Source organism: Mycolicibacterium parafortuitum, assembly GCF_002086815.1.
GTDB classification, from domain to species: Bacteria; Actinomycetota; Actinomycetes; order Mycobacteriales; family Mycobacteriaceae; genus Mycobacterium; species Mycobacterium parafortuitum.
This window is the reverse complement of sequence record NZ_MVID01000037.1, coordinates 35,091-54,159: the sequence shown is the minus strand read 5'-3', so window position 1 is coordinate 54,159 and position 19,069 is coordinate 35,091. Positions and strand designations below refer to the sequence as shown.

At 69.4% G+C, this 19,069-nt stretch carries 14 protein-coding genes; 7 read left to right on the top strand and 7 right to left on the bottom strand.

Annotated elements, in window-relative coordinates; all coding sequences use genetic code 11:
• The first annotated feature begins 193 nt into the window (after positions 1-193).
• From BST38_RS26920 to BST38_RS26895, 6 genes are all read left to right on the top strand, one after another.
• Positions 194-2,368, top strand: coding sequence for a molybdopterin-containing oxidoreductase family protein (locus BST38_RS26920; protein WP_083146586.1), 2,175 nt, complete (start codon positions 194-196; stop codon positions 2,366-2,368).
• 342 nt (positions 2,369-2,710) lie between these two features.
• Positions 2,711-3,697 (top strand): ABC transporter substrate-binding protein, encoded by a 987-nt coding sequence (locus tag BST38_RS26915; protein WP_083146592.1) that lies wholly within the window; start codon positions 2,711-2,713, stop codon positions 3,695-3,697.
• Positions 3,694-4,707, top strand: a complete 1,014-nt coding sequence (locus tag BST38_RS26910) for an ABC transporter substrate-binding protein (protein WP_083146585.1) — start codon at positions 3,694-3,696, stop codon at positions 4,705-4,707. The genes BST38_RS26915 and BST38_RS26910 overlap by 4 nt, the downstream gene beginning before the upstream one ends.
• Positions 4,704-5,729: a FecCD family ABC transporter permease gene (locus tag BST38_RS26905; RefSeq protein ID WP_083146584.1), complete on the top strand. Its 1,026-nt coding sequence runs from the start codon at positions 4,704-4,706 to the stop codon at positions 5,727-5,729. Before BST38_RS26910 ends, BST38_RS26905 begins: the two co-directional genes overlap by 4 nt.
• A complete protein-coding gene (locus tag BST38_RS26900; RefSeq protein WP_083146583.1) occupies positions 5,726-6,517 on the top strand; it encodes an ABC transporter ATP-binding protein in 792 nt (263 codons plus the stop codon). The genes BST38_RS26905 and BST38_RS26900 overlap by 4 nt, the downstream gene beginning before the upstream one ends.
• A gap of 62 nt (positions 6,518-6,579) precedes the next feature.
• Positions 6,580-8,895, top strand: coding sequence for an esterase-like activity of phytase family protein (locus BST38_RS26895; protein WP_083146582.1), 2,316 nt, complete (start codon positions 6,580-6,582; stop codon positions 8,893-8,895).
• Here BST38_RS26895 and BST38_RS26890 read toward each other — a convergent pair.
• The 4 genes from BST38_RS26890 to BST38_RS26875 all read right to left on the bottom strand — a co-directional run bounded on the left by BST38_RS26890 (position 8,892) and on the right by BST38_RS26875 (position 15,561).
• Complete coding sequence (locus BST38_RS26890) at positions 8,892-12,254, bottom strand: ATP-binding protein (RefSeq protein ID WP_083146581.1); 3,363 nt, start codon at positions 12,252-12,254, stop codon at positions 8,892-8,894. The two genes, BST38_RS26895 and BST38_RS26890, sit on opposite strands and share 4 nt — an antisense overlap.
• The gene (locus tag BST38_RS26885; RefSeq protein WP_083146580.1) at positions 12,247-12,939 is read right to left on the bottom strand and encodes a DUF4194 domain-containing protein; all 693 of its coding nucleotides are present in this window, start codon (positions 12,937-12,939) and stop codon (positions 12,247-12,249) included. The genes BST38_RS26890 and BST38_RS26885 overlap by 8 nt, the downstream gene beginning before the upstream one ends.
• Positions 12,936-14,405: a DUF3375 domain-containing protein gene (locus tag BST38_RS26880; protein ID WP_083146591.1), complete on the bottom strand. Its 1,470-nt coding sequence runs from the start codon at positions 14,403-14,405 to the stop codon at positions 12,936-12,938. Before BST38_RS26880 ends, BST38_RS26885 begins: the two co-directional genes overlap by 4 nt.
• Before the next feature lie 199 nt (positions 14,406-14,604).
• Complete coding sequence (locus tag BST38_RS26875) at positions 14,605-15,561, bottom strand: NAD(P)H-dependent flavin oxidoreductase (RefSeq protein ID WP_083146590.1); 957 nt, start codon at positions 15,559-15,561, stop codon at positions 14,605-14,607.
• Positions 15,562-15,599: 38 nt separating this feature from the next.
• On the opposite strand from BST38_RS26875, the gene BST38_RS26870 reads away from it, so the two are divergent.
• A complete protein-coding gene (locus BST38_RS26870) occupies positions 15,600-16,346 on the top strand; it encodes an alpha/beta fold hydrolase (protein ID WP_083146579.1) in 747 nt (248 codons plus the stop codon).
• Positions 16,347-16,440: 94 nt separating this feature from the next.
• Here BST38_RS26870 and BST38_RS26865 read toward each other — a convergent pair whose 3' ends face one another.
• From BST38_RS26865 to BST38_RS26855, 3 genes are all read right to left on the bottom strand, one after another.
• Entirely contained in the window at positions 16,441-17,352 is a 912-nt protein-coding gene (locus BST38_RS26865) for a quinone oxidoreductase family protein (RefSeq protein ID WP_083146578.1), read from the bottom strand.
• A 108-nt stretch (positions 17,353-17,460) separates the two neighbouring features.
• Positions 17,461-17,619: a hypothetical protein gene (locus BST38_RS29505; protein ID WP_165761667.1), complete on the bottom strand. Its 159-nt coding sequence runs from the start codon at positions 17,617-17,619 to the stop codon at positions 17,461-17,463.
• A 29-nt stretch (positions 17,620-17,648) separates the two neighbouring features.
• Positions 17,649-19,013 (bottom strand): flavin monoamine oxidase family protein, encoded by a 1,365-nt coding sequence (locus BST38_RS26855; RefSeq protein WP_083146576.1) that lies wholly within the window; start codon positions 19,011-19,013, stop codon positions 17,649-17,651.
• Between the last annotated feature and the right edge of the window lie 56 nt (positions 19,014-19,069).

The following is a 19,069-nucleotide window of genomic DNA, read 5'->3' as shown; positions in this document are numbered from 1 at the left end:
GACCGACTACTGTCAGACCCGTCCACATTCGTTGCAGCCACCGCTTGAATCCAAGTCGCACTTTCTCTGCGTAGACGCAATCTGGGCGTGAGTGGACGGCGTCACATCACGTTAATGACCGTGCAATTGCGATGCCACACCCGTGTCGTTCACTGGGTGCACCCTCCGCCGCGGTCGAAAAGGACAGCCCCCCATGACCATCGACGCCACCACCAAGCAGCTCACGATCGTGCGGGGAGCCTGCCCGCACGACTGCCCCGACACCTGCGCCATGCTCTACCACGTCGAGGACGGCAAACTCGTTGACGTCCAAGGTGACCCGAACCATCCGATGACCCGCGGCGGCCTGTGCGTCAAGGTCAAGAACTTCCACGAGCACCACTACCAGCCCGACCGGCTGCTGTATCCGATGCGCCGCGTCGGCGCGAAGGGCGTCGGCGAGTTCGAGCGCATCACCTGGGACGAGGCGCTGGCCGAGATCAAGTCCCGGTGGACCGAGATCATCGGCGAGTACGGCAGCCAGGCGATCATGCCGCACGCCTACCTCGGCCATCAGGGCGTGCTGAACGGGTTGACCTCCGGCGACGCGTTCTTCAACCGGCTGGGTTCGACGGTCGCGGAGAAGACCTACTGCGAGTCCGGGTCCTCGACCGCGTGGCACATGACCGTCGGCGGCAGCGGCGGCCTGGACGTCGAGTCGATGGCGTACTCGAAGTACATCATCGTCTGGGGCATGAACATGACCAGTACGAACCTGCACGGCTGGCCGTTCCTGCTGGAGGCCCGCAAGAACAACGGCGCCAAGATCGTCGTCATCGATCCCGTCCGTAATCGCACAGCGCGCCAAGCCGATTGGCACATCCCGATCCGGCCCGGCACCGATGGTGCGCTGGCGATGGGCATGATCAACGAGATCATCACCCAGGGCCTCGTCGACACCGATTACGTCGAGCGCTACACCGTCGGCTACGACGAACTCGCCGAGCGCGCCGCGAACTACCCGCCCGAACGCGTCGAGGAGATCACCGGCATCCCCGCCGACGACATCCGCACACTGGCCTACGAATACGCCACCAGCCAGCCCGCCGCGATCCGTCAGGGTGTGGCGCTGGAGCGCAGCCGCGGTGGCGGGCAGGCGATCCGGGCCATCACCTGCCTGCCCGCGCTGGTCGGCGCGTGGCGCCACGTCGGCGGCGGCACCATGGAGATGCCGATCTGGGAGTTCCCGACCAAGTTCGACGCGATCTGCAAACCCGAGTGGATCCCCGAGGGCACCCGGGTGGTCAACGAGCTCGACCTCGGCATGGCGCTGACCGGCGAAATGGAGCTCGACCCACCGATCAAGTCGCTGTTCGTGTACAACTCGAACCCGGTGTCGCAAGGTCCCGCGCAGGAGAAGACCATGCGCGGCCTGATGCGCGAGGACCTGTTCACCGTCGTGAGCGAGCACTTCGTCACCGACACAGCGAAATTCGCCGACATCCTGCTGCCCGCGACCATGCAGGCCGAACAACTCGACATCATGGTCACCTGGGGCCACCTCTACATATCGCTGAACCAGCCCGCGATCGAGCCGCCCGGGGAGTGCGTGCCCAACGTGGAGCTGTTCCGGCGATTGGCCAGAGCCATGGAGTTCGACGACGAATCCATGGCGTACTGGAATCGCACCGACCGCGAGATGCTGATCGACTTCCACGACTGGGACGCCCCGGCGCTGGAGGGCATCACCTACGAGAAGCTCGAAGAGGTCGGCTGGATGCGGCTGGCCGTCGGGACTCCCGACGTGCGAGCGCCCCACGCGGAGGGCAACTTCCCGACGCCGTCGGGCAAGTGTGAGTTCAAGTCCAGCCTCGCCGAAGGCGGGAACTTCGTGGTTCCGGTGTGGCGGTCGATGTACGAGGGCATGCAGCCCGGCGGATACGTCGACCCGGTCCCGGACTACGTGCCGCCGTTCGAGTCGCCGCAATCCAACCCGGAGCTGGCGCAACGCTATCCGCTGTCGATCATCTCGCCGAAACCGCATGCGTTCCTCAACAGCCAGTACGGCAACGCGGCCGACAAGCAGAAGGTGCAGGGGGGTCAGCGGGTCTTCATCCATCCCGCCGACGCCGCCGAACGCGGCATCGCCGAGGGCGACATGGTGCGCGTCTTCAATGACCGCGGCGCGTTCCAGGGCCCGGCCGCCTTCGACGACGGACTGATCCCCGGCCTGGTGATGGCCAACGTCGGGCACTGGCAGGGCAAGTCGTCGGGCACCACCGTCAACGCGATCACCGCCGACCGGCACTGCGGACTCGGCAACGCCGGCGTCTACGGTGACAACCTCGTCGAGGTGGAGAAGATCGCCGAGGAGGCGGTGGCCAGCTAGCACTGCTCCCGGGCCCCCGCGGCCAACCCCACGAACGCGGTGTCCCCGTTCCTCGGGCGTCGCCCACGGTTGGCGGTGCAGCCGAGGCCAAGCCTCGATACTCGACTCGGAACCGCTCGGCGAGACGTCCGACACCCGCGGACGCTTTGCTACAGTGCGCAGCGAGGTTGACGGGAATCCGGTGTGAATCCGGGACTGACGCGCAACGGTATGGGCCACCTCGGCTCGAGTCCGACCGCCGGCACCTCGGACCATGTCGGCTGGCCCCGCGAATGGGCCTGGCACCGAAGGAACCGCACCGTGCGCTGTGTTGCCGCGTTATTGATCCTGTTGTTCTCGTGCGTGGCGTGCGCCCGCGACGACGGCCTCGCGCCTACTTCGGGTGCGGCGGCCGCCGCGGAACCGGGCCGCACGGTCTACCCGCTGACCCTGGACAACTGTGGGGTGCAGGTCGTCTTCGACGGACCCCCGCAGCGTGCGGTGTCGCTGTATCAGGCCTCCACCGAGATCCTGTTGTCCCTCGGCCTGGCCGATCGGATGGTCGGCACGTCGACGTGGTTCGATCCGGTGCTGCCGCAGCTGGCCGCCGAGAACGACACGGTGCCCCGACTGGCCGACAACGACCCGTCTCTGGAGACCGTGCTCGACGCCGACCCGGACCTGGTGACCTCGGCCAGCGCACACACGTTCACCCCTGCCGTGGTCGCCGAGCGCAGCCGCTTCGCCGAACTCGGCATCCCCACCTACCAGTCGCCGTCGGTGTGCGTGGGCGCCGAGGTCAACGGCGAACAGGTCACCCGCATCGAACCGCTGCGCATCGACACCCTGTTCCAGGAGATCACCGAGCTGGCAAAGATTTTCGACGTCCAGCAACGCGGCGCCGATCTGGTCGCCGGGTTGCAGCAGCGGCTGGACGCGGTGATCCCGGAAGGCAGCGGCGACGCGCAGCCTACGGTCGCGTTCTGGTTCTCCGGGGTGAAGGCGCCCTACATGGCCGGATGCTGTTCTGCGCCAGGCATGTACGCCGAGATGGTCGACGCCGCCAACGTCTTCGCCGACTCCCGGGAGGACTGGCCGGAGGTGAGCTGGGAGGCCGTCGCCGACCGCGACCCCGACGTGCTGGTGCTGGCCGATCTGAGCCGTAAACGCATCGAGGGTGACTCGCTGGAGACCAAGAAGGCGTTCCTGCAGAACAATCCGGTCACCCGCAACATGAAGGCGGTCCGCGAACAGCGCTACGTGGTGCTCACCGGCTCCGAGCTCGACCCGGGGATCCGCGAGATCGACGCCGTCGAGAAGCTCGCTGCCGGGCTGGAACAGCAGCGATGAGAGCGGCACTTCTGGCGGTCGCGGTCGTGCTGTCGGCCGTGGGCTGCAGCACCGCGGACACCGCGCAGGACGGCGCCGCCGCCACGGCCGGCTACCCCCGCACCGTGTACAACTGCGGACACGACGTGGTCGTCGACGCGCCACCACAACGGGCGGTGTCGCTGAACCAGAGCTCCACCGAGATTTTGCTGTCGCTGGGCCTGGCCGATCGGATGGTCGGCACCGCCACCTGGACCGACCCGGTCCGCGAGAACCTCGCCGCTGACAACGCGACGGTGCCACGGCTGGCCGACAACAAGCCGGCACTCGAAACGGTGCTGGACGTCGACCCGGACCTGGTGACCGCGTCGTTCGTCGGCACGTTGGGCACCGGAGGCGTGGCCGACCGCGAAGCCCTGCACACCCTCGGTGTGCCCACCTACATGTCGCCGAGCGACTGCGAGGGCAAGATCGCCACCAGCGAGGACGGTGCCCGGTCCACCCCGCTGACCATGGACCTGATCTACCGGGAGATCACCGACCTGGCGACGATTTTCGACGTCCCCGAGCGCGGTGCCGACCTGGTCGCCGAGCTGCGGCAGCGCCTCGACGACGTCTCCCAGGTTGCGCCCGGCGTGGACGCGGCGTTCTGGTTCTCCGACACCCGTACCCCCTACATGGCCGGTTGTTGCGGCTCACCGGGTGTCATCGCCGCACACACGGGGCTGCGCAACGTGTTCGACGACACCCAGGAGGAGTGGCCGCAGGTCAGCTGGGAGACGCTCGCCGAGCGTGACCCCGACGTGCTGGTGCTGGCCGACCTGAGCCGGCGCACCATCGAAGGGGACGCGCTGGAGTCGAAAATCCAGTTCCTGGAATCGAATCCCGTGACCAGCCAACTCGACGCGGTGCGGGAGCGGCGGTATGTCGTGGTCAACGGCGCCGATCTGAACCCATCGATCCGCACCGTCGACGGGGTGGAGAAAGTGGCCGAGGGGCTGAACCGGTTCGGATTCTCGGCCCCCAGGTGACCGTCAGGCCGTGGCTGCTGCCCGCGCTGTGGGTGTCCGCGGGTGCTCTGTTGATCCTGTCGGCAGCCGTCGCGATCACCATCGGGCCTGCGGCGATCTCGGTCGCCGACGTCTACGCGGTCGTCCTGCATCACCTGGGCGGGCCCGAATCCGGGGTGTCCCGGCTGCAGGACGGGATCGTCTGGCAGCTCCGGCTGCCGCGAGCCGTGCTGGCTGCGCTGTGCGGCGCCGGGCTGGCGTTGTGCGGGGCGATCCTGCAGTCCCTGCTGCGCAACCCGCTCGCCGACCCGTTCGTGCTCGGGGTGTCGTCGGGTGCGTCCACCGGCGCGGTACTCGTCGCGGTGCTGGGCGTCGGCGGCGGGGTGCTGACGTTGTCGAGCGGTGCGTTCCTCGGCGCGGTGGTGTCGTTCGGGCTGGTGCTGACTCTGGCCTACTTCGCCGGCGGGGGTACCGACCGAGTGGTGCTCGCCGGGGTGGCCGGCACTCAGCTGTTCTCAGCGCTCACCTCGTTCGTCGTGCTGTCATCGGCCAACGCCGAGCAGACCCGGGGAGTGCTGTTCTGGCTGCTGGGATCGCTGTCCGGGGCGTCCTGGACCGACGTGCGGTTTTGCGCCGTGGTCATCGGCTTCGGGCTGGTGTGCTGCCTGCTGCTGGCCCCGACGATGGACGCGTTCGCGTTCGGCCAGGACGCCGCGGCCACGCTCGGGGTGTCGGTGGGGCGTACTCGCGCGATACTGCTGGTGCTCACCGCACTGATGACCGCGACGGTGGTCGCCGCGGCCGGAGCGATCGGCTTCGTCGGCTTGGTACTTCCCCACGCGGCCCGGTTCCTCGTCGGACCGGGACACGCCCGCCTGCTGCCGACCGTGGCACTGCTCGGCGCGATCTTCATGGTGTGGGTGGACGCGGTGGCGCGCACCGCGTTCGCCCCCCAGGAACTGCCCACCGGCGTGGTCACCGCGCTGGTGGGGGTTCCGGCGTTCGCCCTGATCCTGTTCCGGAGACGAGGAACGGCCGGATGACCCTGCGTGCGCTCGATGTGTCGTGGCGCCGATCGGGCAGGGTCGTGCTCGAGGGCGTCACCGTCGAGCCGCGGCCCGGCTCGGTCGTCGGACTATTGGGGCCCAACGGATCCGGGAAGTCCTCGCTGCTGCGGCTGCTCGCCGGCCTGGACACCCCGGACGCCGGTCGGGTCGAACTGGACGGCCGGCCGATCACCGGAGTGCGCCGCAGAGAGGTGGCCCGAAGCGTGGCCATGGTCGGCCAACACGCCGACACCGAACTGGACATCCGCGTCGAGGACGTGGTGCGGCTGGGCCGGCTTCCGCACCGGCCGCTGTACGGCGCCGACCCGGACGCCGAGACGGCAGTCGCCGACGCGTTACGCGCCGCCGGCCTGTCCGACATGCGAAAGCGGCTTTGGCACAGCCTGTCCGGTGGCGAACGGCAACGCGCCCAGATCGCCCGCGCGTTGGCCCAGCGGCCCACCGAGCTGCTGCTCGACGAACCCACCAACCACCTCGATATCGCCCACCAACTGGAAATCCTGTCCCTGATCGGACGATTGGGTGTCACAGCGGTGATCGCGCTGCACGATCTGAACCTGGCAGCGATGTTCTGCGACGAACTCGTCGTGCTGGCCGGCGGCCGCGTTGTCGCCTCGGGTACACCCGTCACGGTGCTCACCGAGGAACTGATCGCCACGGTGTACGGCGTGGCCTGTGAGGTCGACACGCGTCGGGACCGGCCCGTAGTCCGGTTCGAGGCGCCGGCCACCGATCCGTCACCGCGTGTTCACCCGTTGATCTGAATCCGCTCACCTGGGCACGCCAAGCTCAGCCGTCCCACGACCGCAACTGAAGAGGGTGACGGATGGCTTTCCCCCTGGGCCGCGTGACGGCCGCCGCGGTGATCGCAGTACTGACAGTGGCGGGTTGCTCTCGCGATCCCGGCGAGGCTCCCGCCGAGCCCGGTACCCTGCGTGCGACCGCGGCCATCGACTTCGACCTGCCCGACGCGCAGCGCTACCACCGCACCGCGACCTATCCGGTGCACCTGAACAAGCCCGCCGCCGATCCCGTCGACGCCGAGACCGTCGCCGAGATCTCCACCGTCACCCCCGACGGCAACACCGTGATCTACACCGACGCCGCAGGCAAGCGCGTCGGGTTCCTCGACCTGCGCGACCCCGCTGATCCCGTTGGGCTGGGCACACTCTCGCTGTCCGAGCTGGGCCACGCCGACGACCAACCCACCTCGGTGGCCACCGTCGGCGAGTACGTGATGGTCGTCGTCGACACCACCGGCGGGAACTTCGCCACCCCGTCCGGCCGTGTCGACGTCGTACGCGTGGCCGACCGGACACGCGTGCACAGCATCGATCTCGGCGGTCAACCCGACTCGATCGCGGTCGCCCCGGACGGGTCCTTCGCCGCGATCGCGATCGAGAACCAGCGCGACGAGGAGTTCACCCCGCCCGGCGGCGACGAAGGCGACCTGCCGCAGCCTCCCAGCGGGTTCGTCCAGCTGCTCGACCTCACCGGCGCGCCGCAGACCTGGACGCCTCGTCGCGTCGACTTCGACGTCGACGCCGCCCGCGCGGCAGGCCTGGACACGCCCGACGACCTCGAGCCCGAGTACGTCAGCGTCAACGCCCGCGGCCAGGTCGCGGTCACGCTGCAGGAGAACAATGGCATCGCGATCATCGACGGCCGCAGCGGCGACGTGCAGAAGATCTTCAGTGCCGGAACGAAATCGGTCACCGGGATCGACACCGCCGAGGACGGTCGCATCGACCAGACCGGATCGATCACCGACATCCCGCGCGAACCTGACGCGATCGGCTGGATCGACGACACCCACGTCGCCTCCGCCAACGAAGGGGACTGGAAGGGCGGCACCCGCGGCTGGAGCGTCTTCGACACCGGCACCGGTGAGGTGGTGTGGGACGCCGGCAACAGTATCGAACAGCTGGCGGTCCGCACCGGCCTGCACAACGAAAGCCGTTCCGAGGCCAAGGGACCCGAACCCGAAGGGCTAGCGATCACCGAGATCGGTGGCCGTCCTGTCGCGCTCGTCGCGTCGGAGCGCAGCAACTTCGTCGCCGTCTACGACGTCAACGATCCTGCCGCGCCGCAGTTCCGGCAGATCCTGCCGACCACTCCCGGTCCGGAGGGGATCCTGCCGATCCCGGCGCGCGGGCTGGTCGTCGTCTCGTCGGAGACCGACGACGCGGAATCGGGGGTTCGTGCGGCGGTCAACGTCTACGGCTTCGGTGACCGTTACGCCGGATCGTCGGTGTTCCCGTCTCTTGTCTCCGGTGATGTGGACGGCACTCCGATCGGATGGGGTGCGCTCGGCGCGCTGGCCGCCGACCCCGCCGACGAGAACCGGCTCTACACCGCGACCGACGTCGCCTACGGGCCGGCGCGGATCCTCGGCATCGACCTCACCCAGACCCCCGCACTGATCGACACCGAGGTGCCCGTCACCGACGATGGCCGACCCGTGGCCCTCGACGTCGAGGGTGTCGCCGCGCGGCCCGGCGGCGGGTTCGTGCTCGCGGTCGAGGGGGAGGACGGCCCGGGCAATGAACTGGTCTTCGTCAACACGGACGGTGCTGTCGAACGACGGGTATCGCTGCCGCCTGACGTCGCGTCCGGGCTCGGTGGCCAGGGGCTGGAAGGCGTCGCGGTGGACGGGGACGCGGTGTGGGTCGCCCTGCAGCGTGAGGTGAAGACCGACCCCGCCGGGGTGGCCCGCCTGGGTCGCTACAACCCTGCGGCCGATACCTGGGAGTGGTTCGGCTATCCGCTGGAGTCGACCGGCGTCGACGGTGACTGGATCGGGTTGTCCGAGATCCAGGTGCACGACGGGGCGCTGCTGGTGCTCGAGCGCGACAAACTCAACGGGCCCGACGCCCGCGTGAAGGCGATCTACCGGGTCGCGATGCCCGACCGGGCAGCAGAGACCGGGACGCTCCCGGTGTTGCCGAAGACGCTGGCGCGCAACCTACTTCCCGACCTGCAGACCGGCCGCGGGTACACCCAGGAGAAGGTCGAGGGCTTCGCCGTCGCCGGCAACGGCCGGCTCTACGTGGTGACCGACAACGACGGGCTCGACGACGCGAACGGCGAGACGGTGTTCCTCGACCTCGGACCGGCGGCCGATGCGCTGCAGGGCGCCTAGACCCCGGCCGGGACCTTGTCGTTGCGGCGCATCTCGCGCCGCAGCTCGGTGAACTCGGAGATGGTGCGGGTCGCGACCGTCGCCACCGGGCGCGCGTTGCGGCCGCTCGGCTCGGTCTTGGACACCATCACCACACTGTCGATGTAGGGCTGGATGGTCGTCGCGTTCTGCACGGTCGCGACGATCACCAGCTGGAAACCGAACTTGCGGAACGCCTGAAGCGCCTGTTGGGCGAACTGCGGATCGGACTTCGAGAACGCCTCGTCGAGCATCAGCTGCGCGAAAACCGGCCGGTTATCCGAACTTTCGGGACTGGCCAGGTTGAAGCTCAACGCGCCCGCCAGGCAGAACGCCATCAGCTTCTCCTGCTCACCGCCGGAGTTGTCGCCGGCGTTGCTGTGGGTGCGGATCAGCTCGTCGGTCGCGACATCCCACTCCGCGCAGTCGAACGTGAACCGGTTGCGCACGTCCAGCGCGTCGCGTGTCCATGCCTTGTCCTCCGGCGCCGTGGACGCGAGCCGGTTGCGCAGCCGCAGGATGTCGGCGTACTGGTCCAGGATCGCCTGCTTGTCGCCGAGCCCGACCTCGGCGATGCGCCGGGAGATCGCCCGCACGATCTCGGTCAGCTCCGAAACCGCGGTCAACGACCGCGGCGTCGCGCGCAGCGTCAGGCGGGTACCGCGATTGAACTCCACCGCACCCAAACCCGTGTTGACACGGTCGATCTGGTCGCTGATCCGGCGGGCCTCCTGCTCGGCGACCCGGTGCAACGTCAGGATCGCATCCGGCGCCTGCTCGGTCACCAGCCGCATCATCCGCTCGTAGGCCTCGGGCAGCTCACGTTCGTCGATATGGCGGCACAGCGCGACGTAGTCGTGCACCCGCTCGTCGAAATCGTCGGAGTCGTTCGGGATCGCGTCCGGGAACGACGTGTCGAACGTGTTCAAAATGCGGGCCAGTTCGTCGTAGGACCGGCGCCGGCTCTCGCGCAGCTGCTCGCGTTCCTTCTTGATCGCCGCGAACAGCGCGTCGCGGTGCGGCTCGGGTTCGAGCATGTCCAGGCTCACCGGGAGTTGCCCGGCGTAGCGGTTCAGCAGCTCGGTCAGCGGCTCGGACACGAACGCCGGCTGTAGCCGCTCCTGGAGCTCCAACAGCCGGGTGCGCCGGTCGTCGAGCGCGTCGCGGCGGGTCTGGATCGCGCCGCGGCGCGTCATCAATTTCTGGATCTGCGACCAGCATTCGTCGGCGCGCGCGTTGAGCGCCTCGATGTCGGGGTGCTCGGCCAGCAGCAGCTCGTACTGCTCGCGCAGCCGGTCGGCGTGCCCGTCGGCGGTCTCGATGTCGATCTGGCTCCACTGCGGGAACTGCTCGCAGATCGCCTTGCACGCCGCGGCCCGGTCGCGCCACTGCTGACGCTGCGCCGCGATGTCGTCGGCGGTGCGCCGCGCCTTCTGATAGGCCTCCTCGGCGGCGGCGAGATCGACGGTGAGTGCGTTGATCTTCGCCGACACGTCACCCTGGTACAGGTACTCGGATTGCTTCAGCGGTCGCCGGTCGTCCTTGATCGCGAGCCGGTCGGAGTCCTTGTACAGGCCGGTGTCGGTGACCGCGCGGCGGAACCGGGCGAACACGTCGGGGGAGTCGACGCAGATGTGGTCACCGGCAGAAGAGATCACGTCGACGGCCTCGGCCGCACACGGATGCTTCGGGTCGACCGCGAACAGCTTGCCCGCCAACGTGTTCGGCTCCGGATCGACGGGCTCGGCGCCGAGGAACTTGGCCCGCACGTGGTGCAGCTGCAGGCGGCCGCGCATGTTCGTCTCGTTGACGAAGCGCAGCACCTCCGACCAGTGCTGGTCGGGCACCATCAACCGCAATCCGACCCCGCGCAGCACCTTCTCCACCGCGGTGCGCCACCGCGTCTGGTCGGCTCTGAGGTCCATCAGCTCGGCGACATACGGCAGCTCGGAAGGGTGCACACCGACGGCCGCGCAGATCTGGTCGCGCATCGTCAACGCGAACTCGGGCAGCGCCGAGCCGACGTGCTCGACGCGTTTGAGCTCCTTGGCGGCCTCGTCACGCGCGAGCCGCGCGGACTTCTGCGCGTACTCGGCGTCGGTGGAGGCCTCCCGGTTACGTTCCACCTTCGCCAGCAGCTCGGTGGCCTGCGCCAGCAGATCCTCGCGCAGATTCCAGAAGGCTTCCGCGGTTTCGGGCACCTTCAGGTCCTGCGCGGTGAGCATGTCCTCGTAAGCGTTGCGCCGCCGCGACACCTGCTCGGCCTCGGTCTCGGCGGCGGTCACCTGCGACTGCAGCGGCGCGATGCTGGCACTGGATCCGCTGATCTGGGCGTTGAGTGAATCCGCTTCCGCCTTGGCGAGATTCAGGCTGCGGGTGACGTCCTCGTACTCGTTGTCGAGCTGGTCGATCGTGGTGTCGAGCTGCTCGACCTGGGCCGGGCACTGCGCCAACCGGACGTGGTCGGTGTAGGCGCGCACCATCGGCAGGTCGACCAGGTCGATGATCCCCAGATCGGTGGACTCCGATGCGTAGCGCTGCTGGATCTTCTCGATGTCGCCGAGGATCTTGCGCTTCTTCTGCGCGACGGCCAGCAGTTCGCGGGCCTCCACCAGCGGGTCGATCTGCTTGAGCGCCTCCGGCAGCCGGGTCAGGCTCTCCGGCTCGTCGAGCATGAACTCCCGGACGAACTGCTCCAGCCCGCCCACGCTTTTCAGCGACTTCGCCTTGCCGAGCAGCTGCTGGGCCGCATCCGAGGCACGGATACCGATGGTCGCGTACAGCTGCGCGAGGTACTGTGATTCGACCTTGGTGCTGAACCGCCAGCCGTCCTCTTTGAACACGCCGGTATCGAAACGCCCTGCGGCCCAACGGTTGCAGACATCCTCGATGTCGAGGTTGCCGTCACCGATGACGAACCGGCTCGACGAGTCGTTGCGCGACTCCCCGGTCAGCCACTTGAGCACCAGACCCGTCACCGTGCGGCCGGTGTCGCTGGTGTAGGTGACCGCGACCGCCGACCACGCAGTGCCGTCGCCGCGCAGGTACATCACCCGGCTGGTGCCGCCGTCGCTGCGCTGCCCCCACGCGCCGCGCACGTACTTGTCGACGGTGCGCCGCCCGGCGCTGGACCCGGCGGCGGTGTTGTCTCCCGAGGCGTTGAAGTTGCGCCGGTTGAACGGCAGGAAGCCGAGCGAGATCGCATCCAGCAGTGACGATTTACCGCTGCCCGAGGCGCCGGCGATCAGCGCGCCACCCTCGCTGAACGGGATGTCGTGGTAGCCGTCGAACACGCCCCAGTTGATGACCTGCAGCCGCGACAGGTGGAATTGCTCAGTCAAGTTCGGTCTCTGCTTCCGGGGTGGTGCCGCCCAGCAGCAGTTCGAACTGCTGCTGCAACTCGGTGATCACGCTGGCCGTCATCACCGCGGTGATCACGGGGGAAATGGTGTAGCTGTCCTCGTCGTCGCGGCTGCGGCGCAGGATCTCCAGGCCGGTCAGCCGCGCGATCGCGGCGTCGATGCGGCCGGTGAACGTGACCGCGTCACGGTCGGTGTCGTTGAGCACCCCGGAGAACAGGTTGTGCATCTCCTCGCGGGAGATCAGCACGCTCTGCCCGCCGGCGGCGCGCATCATCTGCGCCAGGTGCAGCGCCAGGATCGAATCGTAGGTGCCGAGCGGCTCGCGGCGCAGAAGCTTGACGCCCCTGGCGGATTCGTAGCGGGCCTGCTCGACGAACGCGACCTCAGTGCCGTCGACCACGCGCAGGATCAGGTCGAGCTCGGAGAGCCGCACCGACAGCTCGTTGCGGTACTCCAGCACCCACGAATACAGGTCGGCGTCGGACTCGGCGCTGATGTAGCGCCGCGTCAGCAGGTGCTGCAACGCCCAGCAGGCCCGGTCGGGCAGCTCGGAGACGTCGCCGTCGAAGCGCGGTCGGCGGTGGTGCGGCGGACGGGCGGTCTGGTCGACCTCCGGCAGCGCGGAGAACGCCGCGAAATCGGCGTCGTGTTCGGTGGACGTCACGCAGAGGCTCCAACACTGATCGGTTCGGTAAACATCAAATGGGGGACCGCGATTTCGCGATCCGTGCCGTCGAGCGAGCGGAACCGGACCGTCACCGACTCGTCGGCCGCGGCGTCGCCGCCGGGCTGTTTGAGCGCCCACGACCACAGCACGATGACGTGCCCGAGGTACGCCCCCTGCCCCGACTGGCCGAGCATTTCGACGGCCTTGGCCAGCGGCACCGGCCCGGTGCGCAGCTCGCGGTTGAGCATGTCCGACATCGCCGGCGCGTCGACCTGGGTGGTCAGCGCGGCGAAGGTGCTCAGGTCGACCTCGCCGTCGGCGGCCTTGGCGGGCTTCGGGTTCGACAGGTCGCCGATCTTGAAGCTCAGCGCGCCGACACTGCTGATCGCATGCCGGGCCAGCGGCAGCTCGAGATCGAGCCGGGAGTCGATCAGGCTGGACTTGAGCAGATTGCGGGCCGCGCCGATCGCCTCGTTGAGCTGGCGTGCTACCCCGCGGCTCTGCTCCAGCGTGCCGAACGCGGTGAACCGCTTGACGCGCTGCGCGCAGCGCTGCTGGATGCGTTCGACCTCGTCGATCTGCTGGCCGACCAGTTCGAAGAACCCGGCCATCACCTTGCGCAGCGCCGGGTCCAGGGCGGGCAGCGCATCGGCGACCGCGGCGACGTCCGCCTCGAACTCGGCGCGCTGGTCCGGGTCGTTGATCATCCGCAGGAAGGCGCGGTGGCTGTCGCGGCCCTGTGAATCCCATGCGGCCTGGTAGTCGGCGTACATCTGGCGCTGCCGGTCGCGGTACTCGACGTTGCTGTCGATCGGCTCGTCGAGCGCGGCGGTGGCCTGCTCGATCATCGTGCCGTACTGGCCGATGTCGGTGATCAGCCGTTCCATCTGCATCGCGATCGCGCGGGCCTCGTCGTAGGCGTCGGTCACATCCGGGGCCGGGCGCTCGCCCTTGTCGAGTTCGTCGAGCTCGCGGTGCAGCGCCTCGATCTCGGCCTCGATGCTCTTACGGATGCGGGCCGGGTCGCCGCCGACCTTCAGCGCGACCTGCTTGAGCCGCGACGCGATGCCGTTGATCGAGCCGCCGGTGGCGATGGTGTCCTGCCGGCGCATACCGCGCAGGAAGTCCAGCGCGCGGCGGGCGTCCTGGGTCAGGTAGCAGACGTTGCGGCCTGCGGCGCCAGCGGTGCCCCGTTCATCCAAGATGCGGTGCAGCCAGCCCTGGCTGGCCCACGACTTGATCAGCGCCAGCCCCGGCTGCGGGTCGCCGAGGTCGTCGAGGTCGCGTTCGAGGCGCACGACGAGCTCGGTCTCCGGGATCACCCCGTCGGCCAGGTGGCGCTCCATCAGCGTCGCGTACAGGCTCAGGTTGGTCGTGGCCAGCAGCCGGATCGCGCGGGAACCCTGCAGGTCGCGGTTCAGGTCGAGCAGGTCGGCGGCTGACAGTGTCGCGTTGTCGTCCACCTGGCTCCTGTTCTCGTGTGCGCTGCGGTTCGTGCCGTCGCCGGAGGCCCCAACATAGGCCACCGCGTCGACATAGCCGGTCTGCGGTCGGGGAGTGTCGCGCGGTTTCCCGGCCCAGCTGTGACCTGTGTGACCAGCGGGATTGCAGTGCGCTGTGGGGTTTCGCGAGACCGCCACCACGGTAGCGCAGCGGCGTAGATCACGACGCTGGTGGCGGTGTCGCGAGACGGGCGCGGGCGTCGGCGCACAGCCGGGCGATCACGGCGGCCGCGGGCTCGCCGGCGGTGACGTCGTCGACGCCCTGACCGGCGTTGACCGGCGCGATCCGGTAGTCGTCGGCGGCGATCGCGGCTCGCAGCTGCGCGCGGGCGTGATCGTCGGGGGTGCGGCCGTCCCACGCGTCGGTGAAGTCGTTGCGCAGCACCCGCTCGGGGAAGCGCGCGGGCCACGGGTAGCCGAGTGCGGCGTCGAACACCCGGGTGTTCAGGGTGTCGGCTGCGGTGGCCGCGGCCAGTGCCTCGCCGGCCTTCGCGGGCAGCAGCGACTCGGCGCACGCCGCGAACGCCGTCCCGATCCATGCGCCGGCCGCACCGGCGGCCAGCACCGCGGCCAGCGCCCGCCCCGACGCGATGCCACCGGCGGCCAGCACCGGCACCGGTACGCGGTCGAGGACCGCGGACAGCAGCGGCAGCGTCGCGACCGCCGGGGTGCCGTGCCCGCCTGCCTCGGCGCCGCGGGCGACGAGCACCTCGACACCGGCGTCGACGGCGCGCAGCGCGGAGTCCACGTCGGCGACCTGAGTCGCGGTCACGCAGCCGGCGTCGTGCGCGCGGGCCACCCAGTCGTAGTCCGCGCCGAAGCTGACGCTCAGCAGCGCCGGGCGGGCGTTCAGCGCGGTGTCCAGGATCTGCGGGTCCTTGCCGATGACCCAGTCGATCAGGCCGATCCCGAAGGGACGGTTGAGGGTTCCGAGGATCTCCAACTGCGCGGCCAGCGAGGCGGCGGAGCTGGAACTGCCGTTGCCGATCAGACCGAGGCCGCCGGCATTGCTGACCGCCGCGGCCAGCGCGCCGCCGGCCGCGCCGCCCATCGGGGCGTTGACGATCGGGACGTCCAGCCCCATCGCCGACGACCACCGGGTCGATATCGTGTCCATGTCGCGGGCCATTATCGTCCCCGTGCCAGGATGAGGCCATGACGGTCGTGTTCGTGCATGGGAATCCTGAGACCGAGGCGATCTGGGCGCCGCTGACGGCGGTGCTCGGACGCGACGACGTCGTCCTGCTGTCCCCGCCGGGGTTCGGCGCGCCGTTGCCCGACGGCTTCGGCGCGACCTTTCTGGAGTACCGGGACTGGCTGGAGAACGCCCTGGAACAGATCGACGGACCCATCGACCTGGTCGGCCACGACTGGGGCGGCGGGCACGTCGTCAACGCGGTGATGCACCGGCCCGAACTGGTGCGCAGCTGGGCCACCGACGTCATCGGCCTGTTCGACCCCGACTACGTGTGGCACGACATGGCGCAGGTGTGGCAGACCCCGGGGGCCGGGGAGGACCTGATCGCCGACATGATGGGCGGCGGGTTGGAGGCACGCACCGAATTGATGTCCTCCCTTGGCATTCCGGACGACATCGCCGCCGCGATCGCCGAGCACCAGAACGACGACATGGGCAAAGCCATTCTCGCGCTGTACCGTTCGGCGGCGCAGCCGGCGATGGCCGACGCGGGTCGCTCGCTGGAGAACACCGCGGCCCGGCCCGGGCTGTCGCTGCTGGCCACCGAGGATCCGTACGTCGGGGTGAACGACAACCGCCGCCGCGCCGCCGAGCGTGCCGGCGCCCGCACCACCGTGCTCGACGGCCTCGGACACTGGTGGATGGTTCAGGACCCGCAGCGCGGTGCGGCCGCACTCACGGAGTTCTGGGAGTCACTCGCATAGGTGACCGGGGCGCATCCGCCCAATCCTTTTGTGCCGCAGCGGAACAGGTCCGCCGGTCAGCGTGCCGCGATCGTGGCGAAGTCCGGACAGGTGCTCACGCCGGGCTCACCCCGATCTTCACGTGCGGGCTGTCCTGCTGTGCCTGCCAGGCCTTTCCGGCGTTGTCGAGGCTGTAGCGGGTGGTGTCGACGCTGATGCGGTTCTCCGACGCCAGCCCGACCAGCTCCTGGTAGGCCTGGCGCATCACCCGGGCGGGCATCAGGTTGTTCATGTGCCCGATATGGGTGCGGCCCATCAGCTTGGTGAACGGGATCTTCGGTGTGCCCGCGCCCTGGCCGACGGTGATCAACGTCGCCCCGACCGCCGACGCGTCCAGCGCGGCCAAAAACGGGTCGCCGTAGACCATGTCGACGACCACGTCGTAGCCGTCCTTGACCTCGGCGCGCAGCGCAGCCGCATCGTCGTCACCGCCGAGCTCGACCACCGCGTCGGCGCCCAAGTCCATCGCCTTCTGCAGCGCGTCCTTGTCGCGGCCGGCGCCGACGACCCGGCCGGCACCAAGGATCTTGGCCGCCTGGATCGCGATGTTGCCGACGACACCGGTGGCGCCGAGAACCAGCACCGACTGCCCGGCCGATACGTCGGCGTGCCGGGTCAGCGGCAGCCACGCCGCCAGACCGGCGATGCCGAGGGCGACGGCCATGTCGTCGGAGACGGCGTCGGGCACCTCGAAAACCAGATCTGGATCGAACTGGGCCAGCTCGGCCCACGACCCGAACGGCGGCACCGGGGAGTCGAAGTACACCCGGGTGCCGTCTTCGGTGTGGCCGACGCCCTCCTTGCCGACCACACTGGGGATGACGGGGTCACCCAACTGGCCCGACGCCAGCGCCAGGTCGACCGGATTGCACCCGGCGAGGCTGACCCGCACGACGTCGCGGGTCGGCTCGTCGAAGTCCCTGACCGTCGGCGGCCCTCCCACAGCCTCCAGAACCGCGGCGCGCATGGCAGCCCTCCTGGTCATCGGTGACGTTGTCGGTGCACCTGCCGACTACCCGGGACCGCGCGGGCGAAACCGCCAGCCGCGCAGCAGGGGCCGCGGTGCGCAGAACTCTCAGGTGCGTTGCGGCGGTCCCGGATCGGGTGGGCGCGACGGGCCGGGCGGGGAATCCGGGATGTCGTCGGGGACGAGGCGTTCGGGAACCTCGGTCGGGGCGAGGCGCTCCGGCGGTTCCTCGGGTGCGCTGGCGCGGGGCAAGGCTTCGGTCTTCATGGCCGAGGCGTACCCGGCGGGGTGCGGCGTCACACCCGGGCCCGCGCCTCGTGGTCGACGACTTCGGCGGCGGCCCGCTCACCGCTGCGCACCGCGCCGTCGATGAAGCCGTACATCTGCGCCGACGACTCGGTGCCGGCCCAGTGGATCCGCCCGCACGGCCGGCGCAGCGCGGGCCCGAACTCGGTGAGAACACCCGGCGGGGCATGCGAGATCATCCCGCCGCCGGAGTATCGCTCAACGGACCAGTTGTGCTCGACGTAGTCGACGGGGGAGCGGGCCCGGTCCCCGAATCGTTCGGCGACCGCCGCGAGGACGGCCTGCCGGCGATCCGCCGGGGCCAGCCGGCACAGCGCACGCGCTTCGGCACCTTCGGTGATCGCGGTCAGGATGCCGGGTGTACCTGCTTCGGTGCACGAGTCGATGGTCAGCGTGGCCGCCGATCCCGGGGCGAACGACTGGCCCGACAACCGGTCGGCCCGCCAGAACGGCTCATCGAAGATCATCGCGATCTTGAACACCGCGCCGCTGGGCATCCGCTGGTGCAGCAGCGCCCGGTCGACCGGCAGCATCGGCTCGTAGACGATGTGGGAGGCGATCGCGACCGGAACGGTCACGATGACCCGCCGCGCGCGGATCTCCGCGGTGTCCGAGCGCACCGTGACCCCGGCGTCGTCCTGGGTGATGCCGCGCACCGGGTGCGCCAGCAGGATGGCGTCGTCGAGTTCGGCCGACACCGCGCGGTAGATCGCGCCCATCCCACCGACCGGCCGGGCGTCCTCGGCCGCGCCCTCGACGCCGAGGACGAAGCTCGGCCCGCCCGCGGCAGCCATCTGGTACAGGCAGAACAGCAGCGAGAGCTCCGAAGCCGCCGACGTGTACAGACCGGCGACCGAGGACTCCAGCAGCAGCCGCGCGGGTTTCGACAATGTGTTGGCGTCCAACCACTTCGCCCACGTCAGCCGATCCCACCTGAGCGCCTTCGGCGCGGTCCACGGCGCATCCGGCGGGATCGACTTGCACATCTGGGTGAGCTCGGCGAAGACGACGCCGAGGTTGGCGACGGCGACCGGACTCAGCGACAGCGGGACGGTTCCGCGGTACTTGTAGGTCTGGCCGTCGAGGAACATCATCGCGTCCCCGTCGACGAACTGTTTGTAGCTCGGGACGCCGAACTCGTCCATCAGTGCGTAGATGCGGTCCTGGCCCGGCCCGATCCACGCACCGCCACGGTCGAGCCACGAACCGTCGCTGCGGTTTTCGGTGTAGGTGCGGCCGCCGACACGGTCCCGGGCCTCCAGCACGGTCACCGAGTGCCCGGCCTGTTTGAGCCGCAGCGCGGCGGTCAAACCGGCGAACCCCGCACCCACCACGCAGAAATCCACGTCGACCATGACTTGCCCCCCGCAAGTTCTCGGCGCGGGGCCGCGTCGGCCGGGCGCAAAAGTAT

Coding starts and splice junctions, on each gene's coding strand:
- BST38_RS26920 (WP_083146586.1), top strand. CDS start 194: ATGACCATCGACGCCACCACCAAGCAGCTCACGATCGTGCGGGGAGCC.
- BST38_RS26910 (WP_083146585.1), top strand. CDS start 3,694: ATGAGAGCGGCACTTCTGGCGGTCGCGGTCGTGCTGTCGGCCGTGGGC.
- BST38_RS26900 (WP_083146583.1), top strand. CDS start 5,726: ATGACCCTGCGTGCGCTCGATGTGTCGTGGCGCCGATCGGGCAGGGTC.
- BST38_RS26895 (WP_083146582.1), top strand. CDS start 6,580: ATGGCTTTCCCCCTGGGCCGCGTGACGGCCGCCGCGGTGATCGCAGTA.
- BST38_RS26875 (WP_083146590.1), bottom strand. CDS start 15,561: ATGGACACGATATCGACCCGGTGGTCGTCGGCGATGGGGCTGGACGTC.
- BST38_RS26870 (WP_083146579.1), top strand. CDS start 15,600: ATGACGGTCGTGTTCGTGCATGGGAATCCTGAGACCGAGGCGATCTGG.
- BST38_RS26865 (WP_083146578.1), bottom strand. CDS start 17,352: ATGCGCGCCGCGGTTCTGGAGGCTGTGGGAGGGCCGCCGACGGTCAGG.
- BST38_RS29505 (WP_165761667.1), bottom strand. CDS start 17,619: ATGAAGACCGAAGCCTTGCCCCGCGCCAGCGCACCCGAGGAACCGCCG.
- BST38_RS26855 (WP_083146576.1), bottom strand. CDS start 19,013: ATGGTCGACGTGGATTTCTGCGTGGTGGGTGCGGGGTTCGCCGGTTTG.